Here is a 26,657-nt window from a genome sequence, read left to right on the forward strand (position 1 = left end):
TCATCAAATTCAAAAACAATTGAATTTCAGCTCAACTAGAAAGAGATCATCAGGGCCTCCGCACGCCGGCTCGGTACCCGCCCCTACCATCCGATCCTCGACTTGCATGCAGCGCCGAACCGGCAGTAATATTCATTAAGAACGAAAGCAGTTGAAATCACATTCAAGGAAGGCGGCATGGCCACACCCACTCTCCGGCAGCTCGAACTTCTACTGGCACTCGTCTCTTCCGACGGCATTGCGGGCGCTGGCGCGAAGCTCGGCATGTCGCCCTCCGCGACCAGTCACGCGCTGCGCGCGTTGGAGACCGCACTCGGAACGGAGTTGGTCGATCGGAACGCGCCAGGGGTCGCTCTTACCTACACGGGGGAACATGTTCTTCCGCACGTGCGAGATGTCTTCGCGTCTCTTCAGCTGGTACAGGCCACGGCGCTGGCCGGGGCAGAACTCAAGACCGGGTTGCTACGCCTGGGATCGTTCGGTGCAAGCGCCACGATCAGGGTCCTTCCTCCGCTGCTGGAGCGGTTCAGGGCACGCTATCCGGGTGTTGAGGTGATGGTCACTGAAAAACCGGATGAGCAAACGTCACGAGATCTGATCGAGCGCCGCCTGGAACTCGCAGCCGTGACGCTCCCAAAGGCGGACTTCGATTCGCAGACCCTCGCCATTGACGAACTCGTGGCTGTTTTGCCGTCCGGCCATCCACTGGCCAAACTGGATACGGTTCCACTCAACGAGATGACAGCCGATCCATTCATCCTGACCCGAGCAGGGTCGCAAGCCCTGGTTACCAAACTGTTCTCCAGGCACGGACTGCGCCCGCGAGTCAACTACGAACTGCTTCAGCTGATGTCGATACTGGAACTGGTCGCGAGTGGAAAAGGCATTTCCGTCCTCGCAAAGCTGGCGCTCCCAGATCAATACGAAGGTACCGTCTTTCGCCCTCTTGCCCCTGGCACTTCAAGACGCATTGGGCTGGTGTGCTTGAATGAGAGTCGCCTTTCGCCCGTCGCCCATGCTTTCTGGCAGGAGACGCGCAAATACCACGCCAGCCTCAAATCTGCATCTCGCTAGATTTTCTCGCGACAGCGTTCCGCCTCGCGCTCGGTCAGCCCATCGGCTCGGGCGTGGGCATGGAAGTCAAGCGCGATGACGGGCAGAACAGCCCCATATGTTGAAAGTAGTCTCAATTGCTTATGAACGTGCATGAAACGACAATTGATCGAGAGCCCACGTCGTAACCAAGTCCCTTGGAGAGGACTGGGGCCTCTGGCGCGACATCTGCCACTCGGAGACACACAATGCAGGTTCCATCCCCCCGTTTTGATCACTTCGTGCGTGACTTCACGCGGCTTGTCGACGAATCCTCCGGCGACGAGACCCAAGTTTTGAGCAAGGGACGCCAGCTCCTTGCTGAACTTATCGGCCGCGACGATTGGCTGCCAGACCGGTACGCGCAGCCGGATCCGCAGTACTATCAGCAATACTTGCTTCATGCCGATCCGGACGACCGGTTTTCTGTTGTCAGTTTTGTATGGGGTCCTGGCCAGAAAACCCCGATTCACAATCACACGGTCTGGGCCCTCATTGGCATGTTGAGAGGCGGAGAGCGCGCCGAGTCTTTTGAGGTCGGCCTTCCGGGGCAGCCCATGCAGTCGCTCGGAACCCAAGACCTCAATCCAGGAACTGTCGAGAGCCTCTCACCGCGAGTCGGCGATACCCACCGGGTTTCGAACAAGTTCGAGGATCGCGTGTCGATCAGCGTCCATGTCTATGGAGGGAATATCGGACGAATTTCGCGGCACGTCTTCGATCCGAAGACGAGCATGCGCAAGCCATTCGTCTCTGGCTACTCCAATGAAGCCGAGACTTCGCTGTAGGTGACACCGCCTCGCGCGCATCGGAGTTGAACCATCTCCATCGCTCGCCAAGTTCGGCGTAGGACTGGGGCTCCAGTGTTATCAGGAGGCCCGCAGATCTTCCAATGACTTACCGCCAGCGATGGCTTCCTTCAGCCATCGCGGTCGAGGGCCGCGACCGGTCCAGGACTTACCCGCGCCGTCGCGATATAGCACGGTTGATGGCCGACGCTTTTGGCCCGTCTTCTTCGACGGATTCTTTGCAGCTTTCGTTGCGTTGTTCGCGACCGGCGTGCCGACCTGAAAGTCTTCCAGGCGTTTGCCCGCAGCGAGCGCTTCACGCAGCCAGGTCGGCCGCTTGCCCCAGCCGCCCCAGGTGTTTCCGTTGCCATCGCTGTAAGAAATTCGTCCGCCTTTCTTGGCCACGCCTCTGCTGGCGGTCTTCTTCGTCGAGCTCCTGCCGCCGAACAGTTGCTCAGGTGACAATTCGTAATGGGCGATCGCAACCTTGATGCGATCGATGACACCACCGACTTCCTTCGCGCGAATGACATCGGCCTTCTGCTGCAACGTCGCGATTTGCTTCTGAATCTGTGCGTAAGTCTGAGCCATAGGGACTTCTTTCTAAAAGAACAGGTCCGCTAGCTTAGTCGTTTTTTATTTCGATACCGAGCGAACTTGGCGCTCCATGGCGGACTCTAGTTCTCTTGCATGCAAACGCATTCGTCATATGTCGGCGCTGGCGCCGTGAGAATTTCGGATTCCTTGTCGCGCGAATTCCCCAATTCATGCTCGAAACGACCCAGGCCTCGCCCTGGTGGACGAGCTCCAAGATCAGCCTTTGTCAGAGGTTTTCGCCGACGGATGGCCTGCTAGCGCCTTCTTCGAATTCGGGCTATTCATCAGGCAACGAATCACAATGTTCGTAGACCTGTATTGCAGCTGCTAGATCCTCAAGCGCCGTTCCAACAGACTTGAAGATGGTCCGAACGCCTACGTCTGATCGCCAAGGCCGAATGCCGAGACACAGCTCGCGCAGTGTCCCGCGAATGTCGGATCTTGCAAGCGCACCAGTCGCAAATGGTCCCAAGAGATCGCCACTCTTCTTCAGCGCTTCCTCCGTGTCCACGAACACGTGGGCACAGGTGAACGCGTCATCGTCCGCTTCTCGCATTTCCGGCGTGAAGCTGCCGATGAGATCCAAATGGCTCCCCGGTCGAAGCCACGCGCCTTGAACGATGGGGATCGTTGCGAGCGTGGCGCAGCTGACGATGTCAGCGCGACGGACGCCCTCGGCCAAGTCACCCGCCTCGATGACATTCAACCCCTTGCAGCGAAGCGTTTGGACCATCGCCGCCAATTTGGACCGGTCTCGGCTCCACACGGCAATCTCGTCCAGGTCGAACACCTCGAGGTAGGCTTCCGGAAGCAGACTGGCGACGCGCCCTGCGCCCACGACCAACAGCCTCTTTGCGGTAGCGCGGGCCAGGTAGGACGCTGCCAGCGCTGACGCTGCCGCCGTTCTACGGGCGGTGATCACATCGCCATCCATCTGGGCAATGGGAACGCCTGTATTCGCGTCGAACAACTGGTAGGTGGAATGCAATGCAGGCCTGCTCAACGAGGCGTTGCCGGGAAACACGTTGACCGTCTTGACGCCGAAATATTGCCCATTCCAGGCGGGCATGATGAGGGACGTGCCCTGCCCCGTGAGCCCCTTGATGCTGTGCACATGCCGATCGGGCACGCTGCACCCGCCTCGAAACGTCGACCGCAAGCTCTCGATCAGGGACTTGAACGGAAGTGCCTCGCAAGTCGCGTTCTGATCGAAGAAGCGCATGCTTTGCTTCAAGTCCGTCGTCATGGCACCGACACCAGTCGTCGTGCCTGCAGAGCCGCGCTGGCCCCGATCACGACGCTGTGGTCTCGCACCTCGCACATCAACTCCCCGCCGGCGCCGGAGGCCTGATAAGCGCGAAGGACCGACTTGCCCAGGCGTTGCGCCCACAGGGGCGCGATCGCGCAATGTGCCGACCCCGTGGCGGGATCCTCGTCCACGCCCAGCCCGAAGGATGGGCAGAAGAAGCGCGAGACACAGTCGTGCTGATGCCCCCGGGCGGTGGCAATGAAGCCCCGGTGCCCCAGCGCCAAGAGTTGCGCCATATCGGGCTCCAGGCTTCGAACCTCCTCTTCCGAGCCGTAGACTGCGATGACATCGCGCCCCGCGTCCAGCAGTTCCACCGGCGTAAGCTTCAAAGCAGAGGTCAGATCTGGCCAAGGCACCAAGGGCACGGCGTCCCACCGTGGCAACTCGAGGTAGAAGACGTCGCCTCGCTTGCGCACCGGCACTGGACCTCCAGGGGTCTGGAACGTGAAGCCAGCTAAGCCCGGATCACTCAATGACACCGCAAACGCTGCGGCCAGCGTGCCGTGCCCGCACATCGATCGCACTGGGGTCCCGGACCGTGAGAACCAGCGTAGCTCGAATTGGTCTGCTCGCCGGACGATGCACGCAGTCACCGGCAGCGACACCGCCCTTGCAAGGCGAGACAGGGTGTCATCGTCAGGCCATATTTCGAATTCGCAGATGCCCGCGGCGTTGCCGAGCCCGGCCGTTTTCGTGAACGCAGAGACCTGCAAGAGTTCGATGTTCAAGCTCAGCTCCGATCGATACGCACGCGATGTTCGATGCGGTGTCCCAGCCACCCAATCACGGACGCAAATCCGAAATAAACCGCTGCGACGAACAGGTACACCTCTACGTAGGCTCCAGCCCAGTCCGCGTTGCCGTAGGCCGCTTGTGCCGAAGCGGCGAAATCGAAGTAGCCGATGATGGCAACGATGGACGTTTCCTTAAACGTCGCCACGAGCAGGTTGACGGTGGCCGGCAATCCATTCGTGAGCGCCTGGGGCAGAAGGACAAGCCGCATCCGCTGGTAAGGCGTCAGGGCCAGGGCCTTGGCAGCCTCATCCTGCCCGGTCGGAATCGCCTGCAGGCCCGCCCGCACGATCTCCGACTCGTAGCAACCGAAGGCGAATGCAAAGGCGACCGCCACACGCCAGAGCTTGTCCCCGGCGAATCCTTCAGGAAAGACCATGGGTGCCAGAACGCCCACCGTGAACAGGATCATCACCATGGGCAGCGTCCGCACGGCATCCACAAGAAACGCGGCGGTCGCCGCCACGGCCCGGCGCTCGCTGCGTCGCGAGATGGCGAGCAGGACGCCCAATGGCAGGCCCACGACGATGCCCACGAGATAGAGGAAAAAGGTCAGCGCCAGTCCGCCCCAGCGATCGGTGGGCACGAATGGCAGCCCGGGCAGACCGCCGGACATCAGCGACACAAAGGCCACCGGGGCACCGACAAACAGCGCCAAGAGCGCCTTAGGCTGCCACATCCGACGCCAACACAGCGTGAGCAGAGTCGCTACGGTCACCCCACACGCAAGCGCCGCACGCCACTGTTCTTCATGCGGATACAGCCCGAACAGCAATAGCCGGTAGCGTGCGCGAATCACGGCCCAACACGCACCGACCGCCGTGCATTGGTCTGCGGAGTCGGCTTGCCAGGTCGCGTCGAGCACGGCCCAGCGGGCCAAGTGCCACCCAATCCAGGCGATCAGTGCCACAGCGAGCACTGTGCCAAGCGCGGAGCCCACACGCCGACCGGAAAAGGCAAATGAGGTCGACAAGCTGATCATGTCGGAAGGGCGAACGCTCGATCGAGAGCGGACGCGGCAGAAACGACTACTTGATTGAGGACGACGAAGCCAGTCGTCATCACGCACAGCAGCGCCACGGTGTGGCCCGACTGATTGATCGACATCATGGTCACGGCGAATAGATCGGTGAAGCCTACCGCCAGCCCGATCGAAGTCGCCTTGACCAGCACAGTGTACTGACTGCCCAAGGGCAAGATGATGGCGCGAAGGGCCAGCGGCGCCCGGACCTTTACTTCCAGCGCCCACCACGGCAGCGCCAGCGCCCTTGCGGCTTCGATCACGCCTTTGGGCACCGTCGCGAAGCCGCCCCGCACGATCTCAGCGACGTATGCGGAGCCAAACATGGACAGCGCGATGACCATCGCGATCAGTTCGGTAGCTACCGTCAGGCCACCATCGAAGTTGAAACCTGCCAACTGCGGCACGTCCCACGCCGGTTGTCCGGCGAAGAGCGCAAATTTCGCGAGGCCAGCAACGAACAGCATCGACGTCAGTACCACCGCCCCGCGACGCACCCACCGGCCTTCGAACGCTCGGGACGCACGCAACGCAGCCGCGCCTCCGATCAGAGCTGCCCCCAAGACAACCCATCCGGCCAGCGTGGGCACGGGCAGGCTGAGCCCGCGATTGCTCAGGTGTATGCCCCAAAAGCCGAATGCGCGACGCGGCGCCGGCAGGTGGGTGACGTAGGCAAACCAGAACAGGGCCTGGACGAGCAGCGGCATATTGCGGAATAGCTGCACGTAGCCCCGGGCCAGCCGGCTCCAGAGAGGATGGCCGGTGACCGCCAGGAGCGCCACGATGGTGCCGATGACGGTCGCAGCGCCGATCGACACCCCGGCGAGAACAAGCGTGTTGAGCACCGAAATGCCCAAGGTCCGCCAGTACGGGTCTCCCGGCTCCTGCGGAAGGACCGAGAAGCCGAGCTGCCAGGAGGTCGCATCGTCAAGGAAGCGAAGCGAGCCGGTGGCGTAGGCGATGAGGCACGCTGCCAGCACGGCAAGCGCCGGCACGGCGCCGCGCAGTGACGGCATGCCGAGCCGGGGCTTCTTGCGGACAAGCGTTCCCATAGCTGATCGCTCAGTCAAACACCGGCGAATAGATCAAACCACCGTTCTTCCACAGTCGATTCAAGCCTCGATCCAGTCTGTAGGGTGAGCCTGCGCCCAGTTCGCGGTCATAGATCTCGCCATAGTTGCCGACCTTCTTGATCACGTCGTACGCCCAGGTGTCCGACAAGCCCAGCTCCGCGCCGAGGCCCTTTTGCACTCCGAGGAACTTGGCCAGCCCCGGGTTGGCCGTCGGATTGGCCGCCACCTGCGAGCGCACGGTATCGACGTTGGCGCTGGAAATGCCGATCTCCTCGGCGTGGATCATGGCCGCGATGGTCCAGCCAACCACGTCTCGAAAGCGCTTGTCGTCCTGGCGCAGGGCCGCGCCGATCGGCTCCAGTGTGAGCGTGATCGGGAGGATGGTGTGGGTGGCCAGCCCCTTCTGCTGGGCGCGCGCAACGGCCAGGCTCGGGCCCCATCCGGCCATCGCGTCGCAACGCCCGCTCTCGTAGGCAGAACGTTCCTCCTCGCTCTTCTCATAGGTGACGACCTTGAACTTCACCTTCTCCGTGGCCATGAAATCAGCCAGCACCGGCTCGATGCTGGTTCCTGCAGCCGTGCAGACGGTGGCGCCGTTGAGCTCCTTCCCGCTCTTGATTCCGGACGAAGGCGGCACCATGAACTGGAAGCCACCCATGAAGTACGGGAGGCTGAAATCGATCTTCTGTTTCGTGTCGCGAGAGAGCGTCCAGCCTGTGGCCTTGAATACGACGTCCACGTCGCCCGAGATCAGCGAAGGGAACCGCTGGGCCCAGCTCAGCGGCACATAGGTCACCTTCTCCGGCGAGCCGAGGATGGCGGTCGCCAGCGCCTTGCAGAACTGGATGTCGAAGCCCTTCCAATTGCCCTTGTCATCGACTTCGAAGAACCCGGCGAAGCTGCCGTTATGGGCGCTGCAGCGCAGGTTCCCGCGCTCCTTGATTGCATCGAGTGCGCTCTTGCCTTGCTGCGCCATGGCTGGCGCGCTCGTCAGCGCCATGCCTGCCAGCACAACTGCCGCCACGCCCGCCGCCACCTGGAAGTGACTCTTCGAGATTCGCATGTGTTTGTCTCCTCTTCTCGCGCCCTGCACGGTGTGTGCATTGCACAGCGCCGAAGAATGCAGCTATCATAAGCAAAACATTTTCCTATTGGAAAACATTTTTATGATGAGCAACGAGGCATCGAAATGTCTGTAGCGCAGCGAAAAGCCGCAGGTGCGGCCAAGCGTCCCACCAAGGCGGCTCCTGCCGCGGGAAAGCCTTCTGTCAAGGCGGTAGGGCTGGAGGCGATCGTGAAGGCGCTGCGGCACCGCGCGGGTCTCACCTTGACCGCCCTTGCCGATCGCGCGAACCTGGCGATTTCCACTCTTTCCAAGATCGAGGCGGGTCAGCTCTCGCCAGGCTACGAGACCATCCAGCGCCTGGCTGTTGGGCTCGGCGTCGACGCGGCCGAACTGTTCATGCCACGCGTCGAACCCGCGCCGGCGGGGCGGCGCGGCGTCACCAAACGGGGCCAGGGAGTGCGTTACGCGTCCGAGCACTACGAGTATGAGGCGCTGGCCGCCGATCTGGCGCGCAAGCAGTTCCTACCCCTCACCGCGACCATCAAGGCGCGCAGCCCGGACGAATTCGAGGGGCTGCCTTCGCACGAGGGCGAGGAGTTTGTGTATGTCGTCTCCGGCTCGCTGGAGCTCCACAGCGAGCACTACGAGCCCTTGAAGCTCGGTCCGGGAGACAGTGTGTACTTCGACAGCCGAGCCGGGCACGCGCTGGTATCAACGAGCAAGGAAGACGCGAAGGTGGTCTGGATTTGCTCTGACCGGGATGCGTTGAGCCGCCACAAGGATCGTGATGAGTGACTTGACATCCAGCACAACTGGCGAACGCGTACTCAGCGTCTCAGCCTCCAGGATTTCGAAGTGGTACGGCCGAAATCAGGTGCTCGACAACGTGTCCATCGACATTCGGCGCCGCGAGCGGGTGGTCATTTGCGGTCCATCGGGGTCCGGCAAGTCGACGCTTGTGCGTTGCGTCAACGGGTTGGAGCCATTCCAACGGGGTTCGCTGCGGGTCGAAGGCCGTGACCTCGGAGATGCCCGGGCCGTCGAAGCGGTGCGCCACGACGTCGGAATGGTGTTCCAGCAGTTCAACCTGTTCCCGCACCTCACGGTATTGGAAAATTGCACGCTGGCACCGATCTGGTCACAGAAGCGCGACCGAGCCGCGGCCGAAGCCGCAGCGATGGAATGGCTAGAGCGGGTTCACGTCGCCGCTCACGCGCGCAAGCATCCGGGCCAGCTCTCAGGCGGGCAGCAGCAGCGTGTGGCCATCGCTCGGGCGCTCTACATCCGACCGAAGCTGATGCTGTTTGATGAGCCGACATCGGCTCTTGACCCCGAGATGGTGTCGGAGGTGCTGGACGTTATGGTGGAACTGGCCGACACCGGCATGACGATGGTATGCGTCACGCATGAGATGGGTTTTGCGCGCGCGGTGGCGCATCGCGTCGTTTTCATGGCCGACGGACACATTGGCGAGAGCGGCACACCGGCGGAATTCTTCGATGCGCCGAAGACCGAACGAGCAAAGACTTTTCTCGGCCAGATTCTTGCTCACTAGGAGCCGCAACGTACGCTTCGGCGTGGCGCCTACTCGATTGCCTTCGCCATGTCTTCCACGACCTTCTTGGCGTCCCCGAACACCATCATGGTCTTGTCCATGTAGAACAGTTCGTTGTCCAGCCCCGCGTAGCCGGCGGCCATGCTGCGCTTGTTCACGATCACCGTCTTGGCCTTGTAGGCCTCCAGGATCGGCATGCCGTAGATCGGCGTGCCCTTTTGCAGCGCCGCCGGGTTCACCACGTCGTTGGCCCCCAGGATGATCGCCACGTCGGCCTGGGCGAACTCGCCGTTGATGTCCTCCATCTCGAAGACCTGGTCGTAGGGCACCTCGGCCTCCGCGAGCAGCACGTTCATGTGCCCCGGCATGCGCCCGGCCACCGGATGGATCGCGTACTTCACCGTCACGCCCTTGTGGGTGAGCTTTTCCGCGAGTTCATTGACCGCGTGCTGCGCCCGCGCCACCGCCAGGCCGTAGCCCGGCACGATGATCACCGTGTCCGCATTGCCCAGCATGTAGGCCGCATCGTCGGCGCTGCCGCTCTTGACCGGGCGCTGCTCCTTGGCGCCGCCCGTGGCCGTGGCCGCCTCGCCGCCGAAGCCGCCCAGGATCACGCTGAAGAACGAGCGGTTCATCGCCTTGCACATGATGTAGGACAGGATCGCGCCCGAGCTGCCCACGAGGGAGCCGGCCACGATCAGCATCGCGTTGTTCAGGCTGAAGCCGATGCCCGCGGCGGCCCAGCCCGAGTAGCTGTTGAGCATCGACACCACCACCGGCATGTCCGCCCCGCCGATCGGGATGATGATCAAGACGCCCATCACGAAGGCCAGGATCACCATCAGCCCGAACGCGAGCCAGCTCTCGGTGGCCATGTAGAGGAGGCCCAGCGCGATGGTCGCCAGGCCCAGCACCAGGTTCAGCAGGTGCTGGCCCTTGAACTGCACCGGCGCGCCCTGGAACAGGCGGAACTTGTACTTGCCCGAGAGCTTGCCGAAGGCGATGACCGAGCCGCTGAAGGTGATGGCGCCGATGGCGGCCCCCAGGAACAGCTCCAGCCGGTTGCCCGTGGGGATCGCATAGCGGAGGAACCCGTCGACGATCATCGCGCCTTCGGGCGTGTCGACCGTGCCGCTCGCCGCCACCGGCAGCGGCGTGATGCCGAAGGCCCAGGGCTCCACGACCGCCGCCACCGCGATGAAGACGGCCGCCAGGCCGATCATGCTGTGGAAGAAGGCCACCAGCTCGGGCATCTGCGTCATCTCGACGGTCCGGGCGCGATAGGCGCCGTAGCCGCCGCCGGCCACCAGGCCCAGCAGCACCCAGCCCATGCCGATGGCCTTGCCGCCCGAGAGCTGCACGATGAGCGCGGCCGTGGTCAGGATGGCGATCGCCATGCCGACCATGCCGAAGAGGTTGCCGCGGATCGAGGTGGTGGGATGCGACAGGCCCTTGAGGGACTGGATGAAGCAGACCGAGGCGATCAGGTACAAGAGCGTGACGACGTTCATCGACATGTCAGTGGCCCTCCGCCTTGGCGGCGCTGGCTGCGGCGGCCGGCTTCTTGTCCTTCTTCTTGAACATCTCGAGCATGCGGCGCGTGACCAGGAAGCCGCCGAAGACGTTCACCGCCGCCAGCGCCACGGCGAGCACGCCCATGGTCTTGCCCAGCGCCGATTCGGTCAGCGCCGCGGCCAGCATCGCGCCGACGATGACGATGGCGGAAATCGCGTTGGTCACGGCCATCAGCGGCGTGTGCAGCGCCGGCGTGACGGTCCACACCACGTGGTAGCCCACGTAGATGGCCAGCACGAAGATGATCAGGTTGATGACGGTGTGGGATACGGGGTCCATGGCTTTTCTTCTCCTCGGGGTTCTCGCGTTCGTCGTTACTTCTTCGTGACCTGGCCGTCCTGCGTCATGCGGCAGGCGGCGACGATGTCGTCCTCGAGGTCGATCTTCAGGCCCCCCTCCTTGGGCAGCACGAGCTTCAAGAAGTCGAGCACGTTGCGCGCGTAGAGCGAGGAGGCATCGGCCGCCACCAGCGCGGGCAGGTTGGTCTCGCCGACGATCGTCACGCCGTGCTTGACCACCGTCTTGTCGGCTTCGGACAGCGGGCAGTTGCCGCCCACGCCCTCGGGGCCCTTGCCGGCGGCGATGTCGACGATGACAGAGCCCGGCTTCATGGCCTTGACCATGTCCTCGGTGATGAGGGTCGGTGCGGCGCGGCCCGGGATCAGCGCGGTGCTGATGACCACGTCCGCCTGCGCCACGCGCTTGGCGACCTCGACCTTCTGGCGATCGAGCCAGCTCTGGGGCATCGGCCGCGCATAGCCGCCGACGCCTTCGGCAGCTTCCTTCTCCTCGGCGGTCTCGTAGGGCACGTCGATGAACTTGGCGCCGAGAGACTCGACCTGCTCCTTGACCGAGGGGCGAACGTCCGAAGCCTCGATCACCGCGCCCAGGCGCTTGGCGGTGGCGATGGCCTGCAGGCCCGCGACGCCCACGCCCAGGATCACGACCCGGGCGGCCTTGACGGTGCCGGCGGCGGTCATGAGCATCGGGAAGAAGCGCTGGTACTTGTCGGCAGCCATCATGATGGCCTTGTAGCCGGCGATGTTGGCCTGCGAGGAGAGCACGTCCATGCTCTGCGCGCGCGTGGTGCGAGGGGCGGCTTCGAGGGCGAAGGAGGTGAGGCCGGCGGTGGCCAGGCGCTGCAGGCCCTGGGCGTCGAAGGGGTTGAGCATGCCGACCAGCACGGTGGCGGGCTTCATCAACGCCAGTTCCGATTCGGAGGGCGAGCGCACCTTCAGCACGATCTCGCAGCCGAAGGCGCCCGCGGCATCGGTGATCTCCGCGCCTGCGGCCTCATAGGCCGCATCGGTGACGCTGGCGATGGTGCCCGCGCCCGATTGCACTCGCACGGTATGGCCCTGCTGCACCAGTTTCTTCGCAGTTTCCGCAGTGACGGCCACTCGGGTTTCGCCTGGCGCAGTTTCGGCCGGCACGCCTATGAGCATGGGGGATCCTTGGATGAGGTGGACGAGACGACACGACACCCGGCGCTCGCGCCAGGTGTCGTGCGTCGGATTGAATCGTCGCCGTCAGCCGGCGACGCGAGTCACTCAGGCGGTCGCGCCAACCTGATAAAGCTCGACCCTGGTTCCGTCCGGATCGGACACGTAAATCGTCAGGCCATAGGGCCCGTCGTGCAGATCCTGCTGGAACTCGACGTCCGCCCTTTTCAGCCGCTCCCGCAGCGCACGGACATCATTGACTTCGAAGGCCATGTGATCGATCTGCCGGTGCGCCGGCGCACGCCCGCCGACAATCGCGATGCCCTGGTGAAACGCGGTGAAGGGCCGGCCGTCGGCCAATGGCTTCGCAGGCCGAATGGAAAAGCCGAGCTGGTTCACATAGAAGGACGCGGAACGCTCCACGTTCTGCACCATCAGCAACATGTGGCCATAGCCGAGCGTGCGCGGCGCGGACTTCTCATCGATCCAGCTGCGCATCTCCATTGAGTCCGACAGCTCGCAGAAGTACTGCTTCCAGACCTGCTTTGCCGTTTCTTCCCACTCTCCGTTGACGCCGGAGATGCAATCGTTCAGCGCAACGACATCGTAGTCGCGCAGATAGGCCTCACGGATGCTGGTTTCGACACAAGCATTCGTCGTGGTTCCGGCCACGAAGAGCGTCCGAGTTCCCAGCATCTTCAACATCATCTCGAGGCGAGTCTCGTAGAAGGCGCCGAAACGGTGCTTGCGGATGACGTAAGACGGATTGAAGGCGGCCAACGGCTTCAGTTCATCGACGATCTCCTCGTCCCAACTCCCGGCCAGCGCGGAGACCTGCTTGCGCCGCGAAGTGTGGCCGGCGAGCCTCTTGCGCGCGCGGCTGGCGTCCACTGCAAAGTGTTCCTGCACGGTCCAGATGACCGGGATGCCGGCCGCCTGGCAACGCGGGATCAATTCCGCGAGGGCCGGCACGATCGACGACAGACGCTTCGTATCGACGCCGGAGATGCCGAGCGTTCCCTTCTCATGAATGAAGGCGTTCTGGAGGTCAATGACCAGCAGCGCCGAAGTGCGAGGGTCGAGGTCCTGGAGGTTCATCATTTTTCCTTCATATCGATGCCGAGCACGCCATTGCGCCCCCAGCTGTCCTTGGGCGTGTCGTGGATCACGACGTGGAGGTGGTCCGGCTTGCATCCTGCGTGGTCGACCATGGCCTGCGTGATGGCCTTGACCAGATTTCGCTTCTGGTCGACCGTTCGACCCTCCCACATTTCGACGATGACGAATGGCATGTCAGTGCTCCTTAGGTTGAATTCCTGCCCAACGCGGGACGAGGAGTGAGAAGCCCGTGACGAAGTCGTTGCCCGCACGGTCTTCGCCGCGCACGAGCCAGAGCGGCCGGACGGCATGGTTGATGAGCGGCTGTTCCTCCATGGCGATCCAGTTGGCCGGCGCGCGGGCGTCGCGAAGAAAGTGGCTGGTCGCCGGCATATAGCGGATCACATAGAGAGGCTCGCCCGGATCCAGCGACGGCAGCCCGGACACAACGCGGTCCAGTTCAATGCAGGTCAGGGGCTGCACCTGCTCCGGCGCCACGAGCACCACTGCGCCTGCCAGTGGCATAACAGGCCAGTAGCGCCCTTCGCGGCCTTCATCGACGAAACGCTGGTACGAGGCCGCTTCCAGGTGCAGTTCGGAATCCCACAGCACGATGTCCGGACCGATCGCCGACTGCACCCGATCCACGATGCCCGGGTCTTCGCACAGGTCCAGGAAGCGCCAGGCATCCGTGCGTGCGGCCGCATGGCCCCACGGATTGTGAAGACCCGACAGCCGTTCCAGCCGCGGACGTGGCCTGAGCCTGGCGAGTTCCCGCGTCGCCCCGCGCAGGTCTGCGATGCGCTGGACCGTGCTCCGGGAACGGGGCGCTACCCCGCCGGTCGCGGCTTCGCGAAGTCCGGTCTCCATGGTCACGAGGCCCGGGAAAGGCAACGGCCGCGGCCGAAGAGACTTTCGTCGACCTTGCCGTTCTCGTAGACGACCGCGCCCCGCGACACCGTGAGCACGGGCCATCCCTTGAGCTTCCAGCCCTCATAAATGCAGGTGCCCTTGCCGGTGTGGTGGACGGTGCGCTCTTCGTCGAGGTCGACGAGGACAAGGTCGGCGTCGAAGCCCACCTCGATGTTGCCCTTGCGTGGCCACAGGCCGAAGCGGCGCGCGGGATTGGCCGAATTGAGCTGGACCAGCCGCGACAGCGGCAAGCCCCGCTGATGCACGCCGAAGTGCAGCATCAGAGACAACTCCCACGGAAAGGACACCACGCCGGGCAGCTCGGTCCAGAGATCTTCGAGCTTCTTCGGCAGGAAGGGCACGTGATCGGTGCCCAGGCTGTAGACCGAACCGTTCATCACGCCGCGCCACAATCCCTCCTGCTCTTCCTTGTCGCGCAGCGGCGGAGAGATCTTGGCGCGCATGTCGAGGTCGCTGTCGTAGGCCGTGCGCGTGAGGTAGTGCTGGCAGGTCTCGACGGTGACATGCACGCCGCGCGCCTGCGCCTCGGCAGCCAGCACCGGACCCATCCCGACGGAAGTGTGGACGAGGTGAAGCGAGCAGCCCGTGCGCTCCGCGAGGAAGATCATGCGGCGGATGGTTTCGACCTCGCAGAAGGCGGGGCGGGATTCCGTGTAGGCGCCAAGGTCCTGACGCCCTGTCGCCTTGATCTCGTTCTTCATCCAGGCGGCGATCTGCGTGTTCTCGCAGTGGACGTTGATGAGCGCGCCGGGGATCTTGGCCAGGATGCGCATCGCGGCGTACACCCAGCCATCGGTCGCCGGCACGATGCCGATCGGGTTGTCGGGCTCATAGCCGAAGTAGCACTTGAACGAACGCACGCCGGTCTTCTGGACGATCTCGGGAATCTCGGCGATGTGCTCCTCGCGCTGGATACCGAAGTGGAAGCCGAAGTCGATGATCGAGTTCTCTTCGCCCAGCGCCTTGCGCTCTTCGTAGAACGGCAGATAGGAAGGCTTGAGATTGCGGATGTAGAGCAGCGCCGTAGTCACGCCACCGGAGGCGGCCGCCGCCGTCTCGGTACGCATGTCTTCGGCATACGGGTACTTGACGCCCAGGTGGCAATGCGGATCGATCACGCCCGGCATCAGCACGCGGCCCCCGGCGTCGATCTCGCGATGGCCTCTTGGCAAGGCGCTGTCGGCGCCAGTCAGGACGATCTTGCCGTCCTTGACGGCCACACCGCCGTGGAATTCTCCATCGTGGCGAACCACGCGTGCGTTGCGAATCACCAGATCGGCGCTCATTGCTTCTCCTTCAGGATGTTGTCGATGCGGCGCTGCACGCCGCTCCATTGGCTTCGGCCGACGGTGATGGGTGCGCGCGCGCCGAGTCCGCGGGCCCAGACGAACTTGAGCCCGAGCTCCTGCGCGGCGCCGCGGTCGATGCCGCCGGGCGGCGCGGCGAGATCGACGAGCAGGGCATGCTTGGGCAATGTCTCGAGCAAGTCGCGTCCGAGAACGCGCGCCGGCACGCTGGCGATGACGATATCCGTGCCCGGAAGTACCCGGGCCAGGTCGGACAGTTCGTGCGAATCGGCACCCGCGGCGTATGCCGCCGCGCGTTGCACCGGATTGCGCGCGGCGACGTGGACATGTGCGCCGAGCGCAAGCAATGTGTGGGTGACCAATGACCCGATCGTCCCCTGCCCCACCAGGCACACCTTGGCCTTGTGGATCGTGATGTCGGTGTTCTCGATCAGCACCTTGAGCATGCCTTCGACGATCGCCGGTCCACGCAGCAGCATGAGGTCCTCATCCCACTCGTACTCATGCAGGCTGATGTTGAGCGCTTCGCAATGGGCCTTGAGCTTGGGGTCCGCCCACCCCAGGATGATGTGCCCCGGACGGCGCATGCCGGCCAGCATCTCGCGATCCGGGATGATGCGTTCAGTGCACTGCGGCGCGAAGAGCGCACCGTCCGGTGCGATGCCCGGGATGGGAAAGAGCGCGATGTCGGCACCTTCCAGCGCCTCACGCGCGCTCGCTGCACAAACAGCGCCGGCGATGCCCTGTTCGGGCCACGGAAATCCGTAAACACGCACCTGGGCTCCGGCCGCAACCGCACAGCGGGCGATTTCCTGTTCGCGACGATCGCCGCCCACGATCGCAATGACGACTTGGTCCCAGTTCATGACTGCCTCACACGTTGAAGAAGTTCGGATTTCGACAGGCCCGCGATGCCCATCGCCTCGGCGGTACGTCCGCCCTTGCTGTAGTCGACACCCACCAGCGCTTGCGCGAGCGTGAAGAGCGAGCGCGCGACCGGCGTGGCCACGCCGGCGATCGCGGCGAGTTCGAGGAAGGGAAGCAGACCATGACCGAAGTCCTCCCGGTAGTACCTGTGCTGGAGCGAGTCAGGGCCCTTGATCCGCTGGTTGGCCTCGCCGCCCGCGATCGCGGCCACGAAGTCCTGCGAGTCAGTGACGGACGATTCCACAGTGCCGATCAGCTTCATTTCGTCGACCAGGTTGGGCAGGCGATGGCCGAAGGCGGCCGCCACGGCCAGTCGCTCGTCGTCGAGCGCGCGCATGGTGCGCGCAACCCCGGGCGTCATGGCCTGGACGTAGAAGGTGAAATCGCCGCGCGTCGCCTCGACCCAGGCCGCCGCGAGGACCGCGCCCGGCGGATGCAACACCAGGTTGGCATTGGCGAGTGCCGACGCGAGCACGTCGCCGACCGGTGTGGCGCCCGGGAACAAGTCGCATGCCACGGACAGTGCCGCCTCGCCACCGGGCAGCGCCGCCGCACGCACTTGGCGCGCCCGACCGCTCACGGTCACGGCATCGGGCTCGTACTTGCGCGCGACGTAGGTCAGTGTCGAGAACTCGGCGATCGGCGGCAGATCGGCGCGCACGCTTCGCAAGGCTTGCGCGAATTCCAGCGCGCCGCCGGTGTGCCCGGGATTCAGCACCACCGGACGGTTCGCCGGCCAGCACGCGGCGGCGAGCGCACGCGCGACAGGCGCATGCGAGAAGGTCGGCAGTGTCACGACCGCCGCATCGACGCCCTTGATGGCTTCCGAGAGCTCGGCCGTGATCAGCGTGGGCCGTGCAATGCCTTCGCCGAGAACGCCTTCGTAGCGCACGCCACCGAGTTCCTGGAAGGGGCTCAGCGTTTCTGGAGAGCGATTCCAGAGCACAACCTCATGGCCGGCTCGCGTGAGTTCGGCCACGGCCGCGGCCCCACCGGCGCCGGCGCCCAATATGGATACTTTCATTCTTGCCTCTGTCTGGTCAGTGCGCGACGAGCACGCCCTTGGCTTCGAACATCTCGCGCACCTGCCGGACGTGGTGCTGGAAGGCGGGGTCCTCATGGATACCGCTCCAACGTCTCGGTCTCGGGATATCGATGGCGAGATCCAGGTCCACGCGGCCGGGCCGCGGCGACATGACGATGACCCGATCGGCGAGGAACACCGCTTCATCGATGCCGTGGGTGATGAACAGCACCGTGTTGCGCAGACGGATCCACATGGTCTGCAGATCCATGATCATCTGCTCGCGCGTCAGCGCGTCGAGCGCGCCGAAAGGCTCGTCCATCAAGAGCAGCCCCGGCTCCTGGATCAAGGCACGGCAGATCGCCACGCGCTGGCGCATGCCGCCCGAAAGCTCGGAGGGAAACTTGTCGGCAAAGCCCTTGAGCCCGACCTGCGCCAGCAGTTCGCGCGCCCGGTCGGTGTAGGCCTTGCGATCCAGGCCCTTGATCTCGATAGGCAGCAGGATGTTGTCGAGAATGCTGCGCCAATAGAGCAGCAGGTCGGACTGGAAGACGACGCCAGCCTTTGGATGTGGCTTGACCACAATGTCGCCGTCGATTCCCAGTCGCCCGGAACTCACCGGTGTGAGGCCCGCCAGGAGCGACAGCAACGTGCTCTTGCCGCACCCGCTGGGGCCCACAATGGCGACAAAGCTGCCTGGCTTGATGTCGAGGTCGACCCGATCCAGCGCAAGCACGTCGTCGCCTGCGCGCACCTCGTAGGACTTGGAGACGCCTTCGATTGTGACGGCGGCTGCGCTACTCATCGCGTCGACTCCCGGCGCCGGCTCGCAGGACGCGTTCCTTCGCATACTTCAGGTTCATGGCGGATTCCCATCATTTGGCGCTCTCGCGGTGAAACGAAACTTTGCTCTCGACGAGCGCAAGGACGAAATACAGCAGCACGCCGATCAGTGAGATCGTGACGACGGTTGCGAAATTCAGGGTGGTATCGAACTGCGAGTTCGCCTGGAGTTGCAGGTAGCCGAGACCGCGTTCGGCGGCGATGTACTCGCCGATGATCGCGCCGATGACTGCCAGCGAGATCGCGACCTTGAGGCCGCCGAAGATGCTCGGCAGCGCTGCCGGCAGGCGAACCTTGAAGAAGGTCTGCGCCTCGGTCGCGCCCATCGACCGGACCATGTTCACGAGCCCCTTGTCGAGCGACTGCAGGCCGACCACCGTCGAGATCACGATCGGGAAGAACGAGATCAGGAAGGCCAGGCTGATCTTCGGCGCCCAGCCGTAGCCGAGGTAGAGCACGAGCAGCGGCGCGAGCGCGATCTTCGGAACGGTCTGCAGTGCCACGAGAAGCGGATACACCGCGCGCTCGAAGACTTTCGAATAGAAGATCGCCAGTGCCAGCGGGATGCCGACCATTACGCCGGAGAGAAAGCCGCCCAGCACTTCGAGCAGAGTGATGTACGAATGCGTCGCGAGAAGGTTGAAGTCGGTCACCATTCGCTTCGCGATTGCGAGTGGCGTCGGCAGAACGAACTCCGAGAGGCCTGACAGGGGCACCGCGAGTTGCCAAAGCACGAGTACACCGATCGCCAGCAGCACGGAGGCGTAGCGCTCGACGAATCTGATGCGCGGCGGCTTCTTCTTCGTGCTTCTGGAGACGGGCATTGCGACGATTCCGGGGTGTTTGAGTTCTGTCATGGATCACCTTGGGCTACGGCTGGGTCAGCAGGTCATTGGTATAGAAGGTCTCGGTCGGCCTCGGCGCACCGATGCCTTCGTCAGTCTTCAGGAGCTCGAGCGCTTGCGCGATCGTTTTCGGGTCCGTCCACCCGAGCGGCTTGCCGGGCGGTGCTTCGATCGCTTCCATCGTCGCCCGCACCTGTTCTTCGATAACCTCCGGCGCCGGCCCGCCCTTCCAGGCCTTCGAAATCGCCGATGTCGCAGCCTTCGGGTCCTTCCGGGTTGCCTCGATGCCCTGGTTCACCGCCGCGAGATAGCGCTTGAGTACGTCGGGCTTCTTTGCAATCGCGGCGTTGCTCGATACCGCGGCCAGCCCGGGGATCGCCAGGCCGTTCTGGGCGAGGTCGAGCGTCGGGAATTTCGTACCGATGCGCGCCTCGATGATCGGGAGGTCGTTGTTCTTGTAGACGCTGACCACGTCGACCTGCTTCTGCAGGAATTGGGGCACGCGCGATTGCGCGTCCATCTGGACCTTCTTCACCTTGGTGCAGTCGATGTGGTTGACGGCACAGAAGACCGCCAGATAGGAGGTTCCCGTTTCACCCACGGAGTGCGCGACGGTCTTGCCTTCCAGGTCCTTGGGCTTGAGCACTGGCTTGTCCGGCTGCGAGATCAGCACCACGGGCGTCTTCGGTTGATAGAGGGCAATGATCTTGACGGGCATGCCCTTCTGGATCGCGGACACCGCGAAGATGGCGGGCATGACCACGACGTCCTCCTGGCCCTGCAGCAGTGCGCCCAGCGCGGCCGGTGCGCCGGCGCCCTCCCCCATCCGGACATCGAGCTTGTTGGCCGCATACATTCCCTGTTCCTGCGCCAGGTACAGATGGGCGTACTCGCCCTTGAGTTTCCAGCTGAAGCGCACATTGACATCGTCCGCAGCCCAGGCTGCCGAGGTCAGTGCGAACGCCGCCGCAACGGCTGCCGCTCGAATGCCGCAAGTCAATGAAATGGCCGAATAATGGAAACGCATGAAATACCTGCCATGGGGTTGGGTGAATGAACCGGGGCCGAAACTTGCGTGAGCGGCTGGCCGGGACTAGGGTTGGCGATCTCGCATCTGTTCTCTGTGTTTTCTCTATTGATCACTAAGTGTGATCACACCTATAATCGCCAACAACCGGGTTAACCCGCACTCCACGCAAAGTACACATTCCCAGAGGGAGCGCCATGGAAAAGATCGCCAGCCGCCGTCAAGCGGACATCGCGGAAGAGCCGAGCAAACGGGCACGCGGCAGCGTCCCGGAAGAAGTCTTCCAAAGGCTGCGACGAGGACTGATGGTGGGCGCCTTCGTGCCCGGGCAGGTGATGAGCCTGCGCAAGCTGGCCGCCAGCTTCGGTACCAGTCCGATGCCGATTCGAGAGGCGCTGACGCGCCTGGTCGTGATCAACGCGCTGGAGGACACGACGAGCGGTTCGGTCCGCGTGCCCCGTCTCACGCCCAAGAAGCTCAATGAGCTTTTCGCCGTGAGGGAATTGATCGAAGGCATGGCCACGGAGATGGCCTGCAACAACTGCACGCCAGCCCTGCTCAAGTCGCTGACGAACATCAACAACGACCTTCTCGAGGCAATCGCAAAGCGCAACCTGATCGGCTGCCTGTCGTCCAACCAGCGATTTCATTTCACGCTGTACGAGGCGTCCGGTACCGAGGTGGTCATGCCGCTCGTCGAATCCCTTTGGCTGCAATTCGGGCCCACGATGTACTTGTCGCTGCTATCCCCGGACATGCCATGGGACGCATCGGCACACGTCGAAATCCTCGAAGGTCTTCGAGCGAAAAAACCTGGCGTTGCGAAGCGCGGGGTGCTGCGCGACATTCGAAACACTGCGCAGTCATTGGCGCCCGCGCTTGCCGAACTGCAGGCAACCGATTTGCTCTCCGCCCCGCTCGACGATCTCTATTTCGGCAACTGATCCACCCATCACAGGACTTGAAGGACATGACTCAGCAAGGACACGACGCCCGTCTCAAGCAGCTTGGCATCGAATTGCCGAATCCAGTGGCGCCCGCAGCCAACTACATCCCGGCTCGCAAGAGTGGCTCGAGGATGTACATCGCCGGCCAAGTGCCAACCGCGGACGGCAAGGACCAGTACGTCGGCAAGGTCGGAAGAGACGTGTCGATCGAAGATGCCCAGAAGGCAGCGCGGCTGTGTGCAATCAACATCCTCGCGCAGTTGCGCACTGCGCTGGGAGGGAGCCTGGACCGCGTGGCGGGCTGCGTGCGCTTGGGCGGTTTCGTCAATGCGACGCCAGAGTTCGGCGAGCACCCCAAGGTCATCAATGGCGCTTCGGATCTGATGGTCGAGGTGTTCGGTGACGCAGGCAGGCATGCGCGAGCGGCAGTCGGCTGCAATTCGCTGCCGCGCAATGTCGCTGTGGAAGTGGACGCCATTTTCGAGATCGTCTGAACATGAGCAGCCCCAGACTCGATGGTCGAGTGCCGATCCACGTGTTGACCGGCTTCCTCGGCAGCGGCAAGACGACGCTGCTGCGCCACCTGCTGGCCGACACGGACCTGGCGGACACCGCGGTCGTCATCAACGAATTCGGCGAGGTCGGGCTTGACCACCTGCTCGTGCGGGAAGTTGCCGAAGACGTCGTCCTGCTCAGTTCAGGTTGCATGTGTTGCTCGGTCCGGGACGACCTGGTGTCGACGCTGAGCGAACTGAATGCCTTGATGCGCAGCGGAGAGATTCCGGCGTTTGCGCGCGTGGTCGTCGAGACGACTGGCATGGCCGACCCTGCACCGATCATGCAAGCCATTCTCAGCGAGCAAAGCCTGACGCCATGGTTCCGACTCGGGCAGGTGATCACCACGGTCGACGCCGTCAACGGCGACCAGACCCTGGTCCGTCACCGGGAAGCCCGGCAACAGTTGGCCACGGCGGACCGGGTGATCCTGACCAAGGCGGATCTGGTCGACGAGTCCGATTGCGCGGCCTTCCTCGAAAAGCTGCGTGCGGCGAACCCAGGGGCGATCTTCGCGACTTCGAGCAAAGGCCAGTTGCCGGCTCGCGCGGTCTTCGACGAATCCGAAGCGCGGTGGCGCCGACCCGAGTCGATCCTGCCGATCGTCGCGAACGCACCGGGCGGGAGTGACGCGCCATTGGGTCCACTGGTGGGCCACCATGATGACGCGATCCGAACGTTCACAGTCCATCTGGAGCGCCCCGTGGAATGGAGCGTCTTTGTCGACTGGCTCGACTTGCTGCTCGCAAACAGGGGCGACTCAATCCTTCGTGTGAAAGGTCTTCTCGGCGTGACGGATGATGAGCGGCCCGTGGTGGTCCAGGGCGTGCAGCATGTGCTCTATCCCCCGGATCGACTGCCGAGTTGGCCTGCAGGTACGGGCTCGCCCGGATGGATCGTCTTCATTGCACGCGACCTCACCGCCCGGGCGATCGAGCATTCACTGCGCTCCGTCTACGAAACCAGCGTCGCCTGAATCCGCTCTCCCATCAGTTGCCGCCGTCGTAAAGCGTCGTTGTCGTTTCGACACCCTCTTCGTGCAGGCCTGCCCGCTTGACCGCGGCGGCAGCGAGTTCCCTGGCCTTGCGGCGCAGTTCGACTTCATCGACGCCGTGCACCTTGCCATCGCTGAAGAGCACCTTCCCATCGACCCAGGTCTGCGAGATGGAAGCGGTGGAAGCCGAGAACACCAGCGCCTGCAGCGGGTCGTGAAACGGCGTCCATTCGATATGGTCGAGGTCGAAAAGAATGAAGTCGGCCTTCTTGCCTACTTCGAGCGAGCCGATATCGTGGTCCCACATGGCGGCCTTGGCGCCGTCGATCGTAGCGGCCCGCAACGCCTGGCGTGCGGTGAAGATATCGGGCTTCATGCGTGCATCCTTGAACATGCCGGCGACCAGCAGCATCTGCCGCATCAGGTTCATGTTGCCGGCCGCGGACACGCCATCGGTGCCCAATCCGACCGTGACGCCGGCAGCCACCAACTCCGGATACTTGCCAATCGCGGTGGCGCCCTTTCCGAGCTTGAAAGACGAGCAGGGGCAAAAGGCCACCTTGGCGCCGCGACGCGCGAGCAAGGAAACCTCTTCATCGCTCACCGCCGCACCGTGTGCGATCACCAGGTTGGAGCCGATGCCGCCGGCACGATCGATGCGCGTGATGGGCCACATGCCGTACTTGCCCTCGCAGACCTTGGCCTCTTCGATCGAAGTGGCCAAGTGGTAGGTGGTGCCAACGCCGAGTCGTTCCGCAAGCTTCTGGGCACCCACGTGCAGTTCGAGCGTGCAGGGCTCCTTGCCCTCGATATTCACCCAGCAGCGCACGCGACCGTCGAGCGCTCCATCGTATTTGCGGACGCAGGCCTCGAGCTCGGCCAGCGCAGCCTCGGCGCTCGGAAAGAAGTGATGCCGCGCCATCTCCTCGGTCCAGCCGCGCGGCAACTCGGCCGGCGGATTGTCCGCAGCGTGTCGCCCTGTCACGCCGCGGATGCCGGTCTTCTCCATGGCCCGGACGGTGATGCCCGGGTCGTACTGGGAGCCCATGTCGATGAAGCAGGTCGTCCCGTTGCGAAGCATCTCGGTGATACCCAACAACGCACCCCAGTACTCGTCCTCTTCGGTGATGTGGGCGTAGAAGGGCTTGGCCCAGTGAAAGACCCATGCCCGGGTGTTCAGGTTGTCGGGGAAGACGGCCCGCGACAGCGTTTCGGACAGGTGAACGTGGCTGTCCACGAAGCCCGGGCAAATGCCGAGCATTCGACCGTCTATCACGCGGTCGTACTTCCCGCCCTTGTACTTTGTCGTGATGACTTCGGCAGAGCCGATGTCGAGGATGCGGTCGTTCTCGATGACGATGCTGGCATCGCGAAGGACGGTGTCCTTGTCGTCGACAAGAAACGCAAATTCAAGGTGCTCGATCAGCGTACGCATGGAAATCTTTCCAGTGTTGTTCTTCAGCCCTTGACGACCAGCAGCTTGTCGGTGTTGGCATAGTCGGACAGCAACTCGCAGCCGTCGGCGGTGACGAGCAGCATGTCCTTGTTTTGCATGCCGAAACCGAAGCCGGTTTCATAGCACAGCGGCTCGAACCCCAGGACCATTCCTTCCTCAATCACTGCGTCGCTGCCAGGCCGGCCAAGGACCGGTGTCTTTCCGAGGTAGGGATCTTCGTGGAGGTGCAGACCGATGCCGTGCCCGACGAACGAGATCGGCGGCAAGTCCATCTCCGAGAGCTTCGCGATGAATGCGTCGTAGATCGCGCAGCAGCTCGCGCCGGGCTTGACCATCTCCATGATCCGGTACTTGCAGTCGACGAGGTGTTGCCAGATCTTCTCCGCATGCGGCGGCGCCTCCTGGACAACCGCGGTGCGACATACGCCGGCCTGGTAACCGTCGATGACCGAGAAGATCTCGACGCGGCAGACGTCACGCGCCTTGAGCCGGCGTTCGCTCGGACCGACATTCGGCAGCACGCTGCGCTCGCCGGTGGCGACGATCATGAGCTTGAAGTGCTCCGCCCCCAATGCATAGACGTTGCGGGTCAGGTGACCTGCGATATCCATCTCCGAGTCGCCCGCCTTGACGGACGCCAGTGCATCGGTGATGGCCTGGTCGGCAATGCGCGACAGACGGCGAAGCAGCTCGATCTCTTCCGGCGTCTTGATCTGGCGCAGCCGCGCGAGGATATGTTCGCAGCGCTCGAAGCGGGCTTCCGGAATCGCCTTGCGCAGGCGCTCAAAATCGCCTGCAGGCAGATAGTCCATCTCCATCCCGATGCGCGCCTGTGAGAGCCCGAGCTTCTTGAGTTGCTCCGCCAAAACCACCATCGCGTCGTCGGTGAACTCCGCCCAGATGCGCGTGGGTACGTCGGGCGCGCGACGCTTCACCGTGCTGGCCTCCATGTCCACCGAGAACAACTCGGTCTTTCCGTCGGCCCGGACGATGGCCATCGCGTGCCGATGCCGGATCAGCGGTTGCGACGGCACGACAAAGCCCGTCGCGTAGGCGTAGTTTTCAGGCGAGCACGACACCATGGCGTCGAGCCCGTTTTCGGCCATGGCCTTGACTTGGCGTTCGATGATTGCTTTGCGCATCTCGGGTTTCCTTGGGATAAGAGAGGGACGTTCGCGTTCAGTCGCGCACTTGGTACTTTTCGATCTTCGCGAGATCGACGTCGATGCCCATGCCAGGCCCCGTCGGGACCTCGATGGCGCCATCCACGAGCTTCATCGGTGCGACGATCAGGTCGTCCCGGTAATAGATGCCTCCCACCTGGCCCTTCTGCCACTCTGCTGGCGTTGACACTGGAACGACGCACGACAACGTGGCCGCCGGTGCCGCGGCCGCCAGGTGGATGTTGGCGAGATTGCCGACTCCGGTCTCAACGGAACCGTTGACGTTGCAGATGATGCCCGCAGCCCTGCAAACAGCGGCGACTTCCATCGCCTTGTAGAGACCGCCCGGCTTGGTCGTGTAGATCGACACGATCTGCGCCGCACGGCGTTCGCTGATCTGGATGGCGTCGTGGGCGTTCCAGGCAGACTCGTCCGCCATGACAGGAGGGTCGATGGCGCGCGCCACTTCGGCAATCCGCTCGATGCCCATGACGGGCTGTTCGACATACTTGAGCCGATACTTCTCCATGGCACGCACCGTGGAGATAGCCTCGCCGGGCGTGCGGTAGCCTTCGTTGGCGTCGACACAGAGTTCGACATCCTCACCCACGGCGCCGCGAACGGTTCGGACCATCTCGATGTCGCGCTTCGCGTCGACGCCGATCTTGATCTTGATCGTCTTGATGCCCTCGGCCGCAACCTGAGCCACCTCCTTCTCCGCCTCGGCGATCGAAATCAGGCCGATGGAATGCGTGACCGGAATACGGGCTCGGGCCCTGCCACCCAACAGCATGTGCACCGGTAGATCCAGCCAGCGGCCGGTGACGTCATAGGCCGCGAATTCCACCGCTGCCTTGGCATAGGGATAGCCGCGGATCACCGCATCCATACGGGCATGCATTTCGGCGAAGTTGCCGAGCTCAACGCCGGCGAGCGCTGGCGCCAGGTACTTCTGGATGACCAACTGCGCGATGGACACGGACTCACCGAAGTAGCGACCGAATTCGCCGCCCCAATCCTTCAGTGCTGGCGCCTCACCCCAGCCTACACGACCGTCGCTGTCCGTCAGTCGCACCAGAAGGTACCGGCCGATCGACTCGGTCAATCCGGTCCATTTGTGCTCGCGCCGGGTCGGCAACTGCACGAGCAATGTCTCTATCGCCTTGATCGTTGGCATTCAGTGGCTCCTCGGATACCTGCTCACTCGCGTCATGCAGCTCATCTGCCG

General features: G+C 63.5%; 28 protein-coding genes. 7 read left to right on the forward strand and 21 right to left on the reverse strand.

Going from position 1 to position 26,657, the window contains the following annotated elements:
• Positions 1-177: 177 nt before the first annotated feature.
• Both VAR608DRAFT_RS07180 and VAR608DRAFT_RS07185 read left to right on the forward strand, forming a co-directional pair.
• Complete coding sequence (locus tag VAR608DRAFT_RS07180; protein ID WP_088953433.1) at positions 178-1,074, forward strand: LysR family transcriptional regulator; 897 nt, start codon at positions 178-180, stop codon at positions 1,072-1,074.
• 227 nt (positions 1,075-1,301) lie between these two features.
• Positions 1,302-1,880, forward strand: a complete 579-nt coding sequence (locus VAR608DRAFT_RS07185; protein ID WP_088953434.1) for a cysteine dioxygenase — start codon at positions 1,302-1,304, stop codon at positions 1,878-1,880.
• 81 nt (positions 1,881-1,961) lie between these two features.
• Here VAR608DRAFT_RS07185 and VAR608DRAFT_RS37870 read toward each other — a convergent pair whose 3' ends face one another.
• The 6 genes from VAR608DRAFT_RS37870 to VAR608DRAFT_RS07215 form a co-directional block, all read right to left on the reverse strand.
• Positions 1,962-2,471, reverse strand: coding sequence for an H-NS histone family protein (locus VAR608DRAFT_RS37870; protein WP_231973315.1), 510 nt, complete (start codon positions 2,469-2,471; stop codon positions 1,962-1,964).
• A 283-nt stretch (positions 2,472-2,754) separates the two neighbouring features.
• Positions 2,755-3,699: an ornithine cyclodeaminase family protein gene (locus VAR608DRAFT_RS07195; protein ID WP_088958661.1), complete on the reverse strand. Its 945-nt coding sequence runs from the start codon at positions 3,697-3,699 to the stop codon at positions 2,755-2,757.
• A gap of 20 nt (positions 3,700-3,719) precedes the next feature.
• On the reverse strand, positions 3,720-4,514 hold the full coding sequence (locus VAR608DRAFT_RS07200; protein ID WP_157730701.1) for a PhzF family phenazine biosynthesis protein: 795 nt from the start codon (positions 4,512-4,514) through the stop codon (positions 3,720-3,722).
• A 2-nt stretch (positions 4,515-4,516) separates the two neighbouring features.
• Positions 4,517-5,458, reverse strand: a complete 942-nt coding sequence (locus tag VAR608DRAFT_RS07205; protein ID WP_157730703.1) for an amino acid ABC transporter permease — start codon at positions 5,456-5,458, stop codon at positions 4,517-4,519.
• A 98-nt stretch (positions 5,459-5,556) separates the two neighbouring features.
• Positions 5,557-6,651, reverse strand: coding sequence for an ABC transporter permease subunit (locus tag VAR608DRAFT_RS07210; protein ID WP_088953437.1), 1,095 nt, complete (start codon positions 6,649-6,651; stop codon positions 5,557-5,559).
• 10 nt (positions 6,652-6,661) lie between these two features.
• The gene (locus tag VAR608DRAFT_RS07215; RefSeq protein ID WP_197700488.1) at positions 6,662-7,735 is read right to left on the reverse strand and encodes an amino acid ABC transporter substrate-binding protein; all 1,074 of its coding nucleotides are present in this window, start codon (positions 7,733-7,735) and stop codon (positions 6,662-6,664) included.
• A gap of 126 nt (positions 7,736-7,861) precedes the next feature.
• On the opposite strand from VAR608DRAFT_RS07215, the gene VAR608DRAFT_RS07220 reads away from it, so the two are divergent.
• The gene (locus VAR608DRAFT_RS07220) at positions 7,862-8,533 is read left to right on the forward strand and encodes a helix-turn-helix domain-containing protein (protein ID WP_088953438.1); all 672 of its coding nucleotides are present in this window, start codon (positions 7,862-7,864) and stop codon (positions 8,531-8,533) included.
• Complete coding sequence (locus VAR608DRAFT_RS07225) at positions 8,526-9,293, forward strand: amino acid ABC transporter ATP-binding protein (protein WP_088953439.1); 768 nt, start codon at positions 8,526-8,528, stop codon at positions 9,291-9,293. Before VAR608DRAFT_RS07220 ends, VAR608DRAFT_RS07225 begins: the two co-directional genes overlap by 8 nt.
• Positions 9,294-9,322: 29 nt before the next feature.
• On the opposite strand, the gene VAR608DRAFT_RS07230 is transcribed toward VAR608DRAFT_RS07225, so the two are convergent.
• The 12 genes from VAR608DRAFT_RS07230 to VAR608DRAFT_RS07285 all read right to left on the reverse strand — a co-directional run bounded on the left by VAR608DRAFT_RS07230 (position 9,323) and on the right by VAR608DRAFT_RS07285 (position 20,314).
• Positions 9,323-10,810 (reverse strand): NAD(P)(+) transhydrogenase (Re/Si-specific) subunit beta, encoded by a 1,488-nt coding sequence (locus VAR608DRAFT_RS07230; RefSeq protein WP_088953440.1) that lies wholly within the window; start codon positions 10,808-10,810, stop codon positions 9,323-9,325.
• 1 nt (position 10,811) lies between these two features.
• Positions 10,812-11,147, reverse strand: a complete 336-nt coding sequence (locus VAR608DRAFT_RS07235) for an NAD(P) transhydrogenase subunit alpha (protein ID WP_088953441.1) — start codon at positions 11,145-11,147, stop codon at positions 10,812-10,814.
• Between the two features lie 35 nt (positions 11,148-11,182).
• The gene (locus VAR608DRAFT_RS07240) at positions 11,183-12,313 is read right to left on the reverse strand and encodes a Re/Si-specific NAD(P)(+) transhydrogenase subunit alpha (RefSeq protein WP_088953442.1); all 1,131 of its coding nucleotides are present in this window, start codon (positions 12,311-12,313) and stop codon (positions 11,183-11,185) included.
• A gap of 105 nt (positions 12,314-12,418) precedes the next feature.
• Positions 12,419-13,408: an isochorismatase family protein gene (locus tag VAR608DRAFT_RS07245; protein WP_088953443.1), complete on the reverse strand. Its 990-nt coding sequence runs from the start codon at positions 13,406-13,408 to the stop codon at positions 12,419-12,421.
• On the reverse strand, positions 13,408-13,602 hold the full coding sequence (locus tag VAR608DRAFT_RS07250) for a 2-hydroxymuconate tautomerase (protein WP_088953444.1): 195 nt from the start codon (positions 13,600-13,602) through the stop codon (positions 13,408-13,410). The genes VAR608DRAFT_RS07245 and VAR608DRAFT_RS07250 overlap by 1 nt, the downstream gene beginning before the upstream one ends.
• Before the next feature lies 1 nt (position 13,603).
• The gene (locus VAR608DRAFT_RS07255; RefSeq protein WP_157730705.1) at positions 13,604-14,284 is read right to left on the reverse strand and encodes a resolvase; all 681 of its coding nucleotides are present in this window, start codon (positions 14,282-14,284) and stop codon (positions 13,604-13,606) included.
• Entirely contained in the window at positions 14,281-15,627 is a 1,347-nt protein-coding gene (locus tag VAR608DRAFT_RS07260) for a dihydroorotase (protein ID WP_088953446.1), read from the reverse strand. The genes VAR608DRAFT_RS07255 and VAR608DRAFT_RS07260 overlap by 4 nt, the downstream gene beginning before the upstream one ends.
• Entirely contained in the window at positions 15,624-16,514 is an 891-nt protein-coding gene (locus VAR608DRAFT_RS07265) for a dipicolinate synthase subunit DpsA (protein ID WP_088953447.1), read from the reverse strand. Before VAR608DRAFT_RS07265 ends, VAR608DRAFT_RS07260 begins: the two co-directional genes overlap by 4 nt.
• Positions 16,511-17,599 (reverse strand): NAD/NADP octopine/nopaline dehydrogenase family protein, encoded by a 1,089-nt coding sequence (locus tag VAR608DRAFT_RS07270; RefSeq protein ID WP_088953448.1) that lies wholly within the window; start codon positions 17,597-17,599, stop codon positions 16,511-16,513. The genes VAR608DRAFT_RS07265 and VAR608DRAFT_RS07270 overlap by 4 nt, the downstream gene beginning before the upstream one ends.
• 16 nt (positions 17,600-17,615) lie before the next feature.
• Positions 17,616-18,404 (reverse strand): ABC transporter ATP-binding protein, encoded by a 789-nt coding sequence (locus tag VAR608DRAFT_RS07275; RefSeq protein ID WP_088953449.1) that lies wholly within the window; start codon positions 18,402-18,404, stop codon positions 17,616-17,618.
• A 70-nt stretch (positions 18,405-18,474) separates the two neighbouring features.
• Positions 18,475-19,266: an ABC transporter permease gene (locus VAR608DRAFT_RS07280; RefSeq protein WP_231973316.1), complete on the reverse strand. Its 792-nt coding sequence runs from the start codon at positions 19,264-19,266 to the stop codon at positions 18,475-18,477.
• 46 nt (positions 19,267-19,312) lie between these two features.
• Positions 19,313-20,314: an ABC transporter substrate-binding protein gene (locus VAR608DRAFT_RS07285; protein WP_231973317.1), complete on the reverse strand. Its 1,002-nt coding sequence runs from the start codon at positions 20,312-20,314 to the stop codon at positions 19,313-19,315.
• Positions 20,315-20,511: 197 nt separating this feature from the next.
• Between VAR608DRAFT_RS07285 and VAR608DRAFT_RS07290 the strand changes: the two genes are divergently transcribed.
• From VAR608DRAFT_RS07290 to VAR608DRAFT_RS07300, 3 genes are read left to right on the forward strand one after another with little or no spacing between them, the layout of a single operon-like run.
• Positions 20,512-21,258 (forward strand): GntR family transcriptional regulator, encoded by a 747-nt coding sequence (locus VAR608DRAFT_RS07290; protein ID WP_088953451.1) that lies wholly within the window; start codon positions 20,512-20,514, stop codon positions 21,256-21,258.
• Between the two features lie 26 nt (positions 21,259-21,284).
• Positions 21,285-21,755 carry a RidA family protein gene (locus VAR608DRAFT_RS07295; protein ID WP_088953452.1) on the forward strand — a complete coding sequence of 157 codons (471 nt, stop codon included), beginning with the start codon at positions 21,285-21,287 and terminating at the stop codon, positions 21,753-21,755.
• 29 nt (positions 21,756-21,784) lie between these two features.
• Positions 21,785-22,792: a CobW family GTP-binding protein gene (locus VAR608DRAFT_RS07300; RefSeq protein WP_231973318.1), complete on the forward strand. Its 1,008-nt coding sequence runs from the start codon at positions 21,785-21,787 to the stop codon at positions 22,790-22,792.
• 13 nt (positions 22,793-22,805) lie between these two features.
• On the opposite strand, the gene VAR608DRAFT_RS07305 is transcribed toward VAR608DRAFT_RS07300, so the two are convergent.
• The 3 genes from VAR608DRAFT_RS07305 to VAR608DRAFT_RS07315 are packed head-to-tail and all read right to left on the reverse strand — an operon-like array spanning position 22,806 to position 26,606.
• Positions 22,806-24,245, reverse strand: a complete 1,440-nt coding sequence (locus VAR608DRAFT_RS07305) for an amidohydrolase family protein (protein WP_088953454.1) — start codon at positions 24,243-24,245, stop codon at positions 22,806-22,808.
• Positions 24,246-24,268: 23 nt separating this feature from the next.
• Positions 24,269-25,408: a M24 family metallopeptidase gene (locus tag VAR608DRAFT_RS07310; protein WP_088953455.1), complete on the reverse strand. Its 1,140-nt coding sequence runs from the start codon at positions 25,406-25,408 to the stop codon at positions 24,269-24,271.
• Between the two features lie 37 nt (positions 25,409-25,445).
• Complete coding sequence (locus VAR608DRAFT_RS07315; protein WP_088953456.1) at positions 25,446-26,606, reverse strand: mandelate racemase/muconate lactonizing enzyme family protein; 1,161 nt, start codon at positions 26,604-26,606, stop codon at positions 25,446-25,448.
• Between the last annotated feature and the right edge of the window lie 51 nt (positions 26,607-26,657).

The organism is Variovorax sp. HW608 (assembly GCF_900090195.1).
In the GTDB taxonomy this organism is placed as follows: Bacteria; Pseudomonadota; Gammaproteobacteria; order Burkholderiales; family Burkholderiaceae_C; genus Variovorax.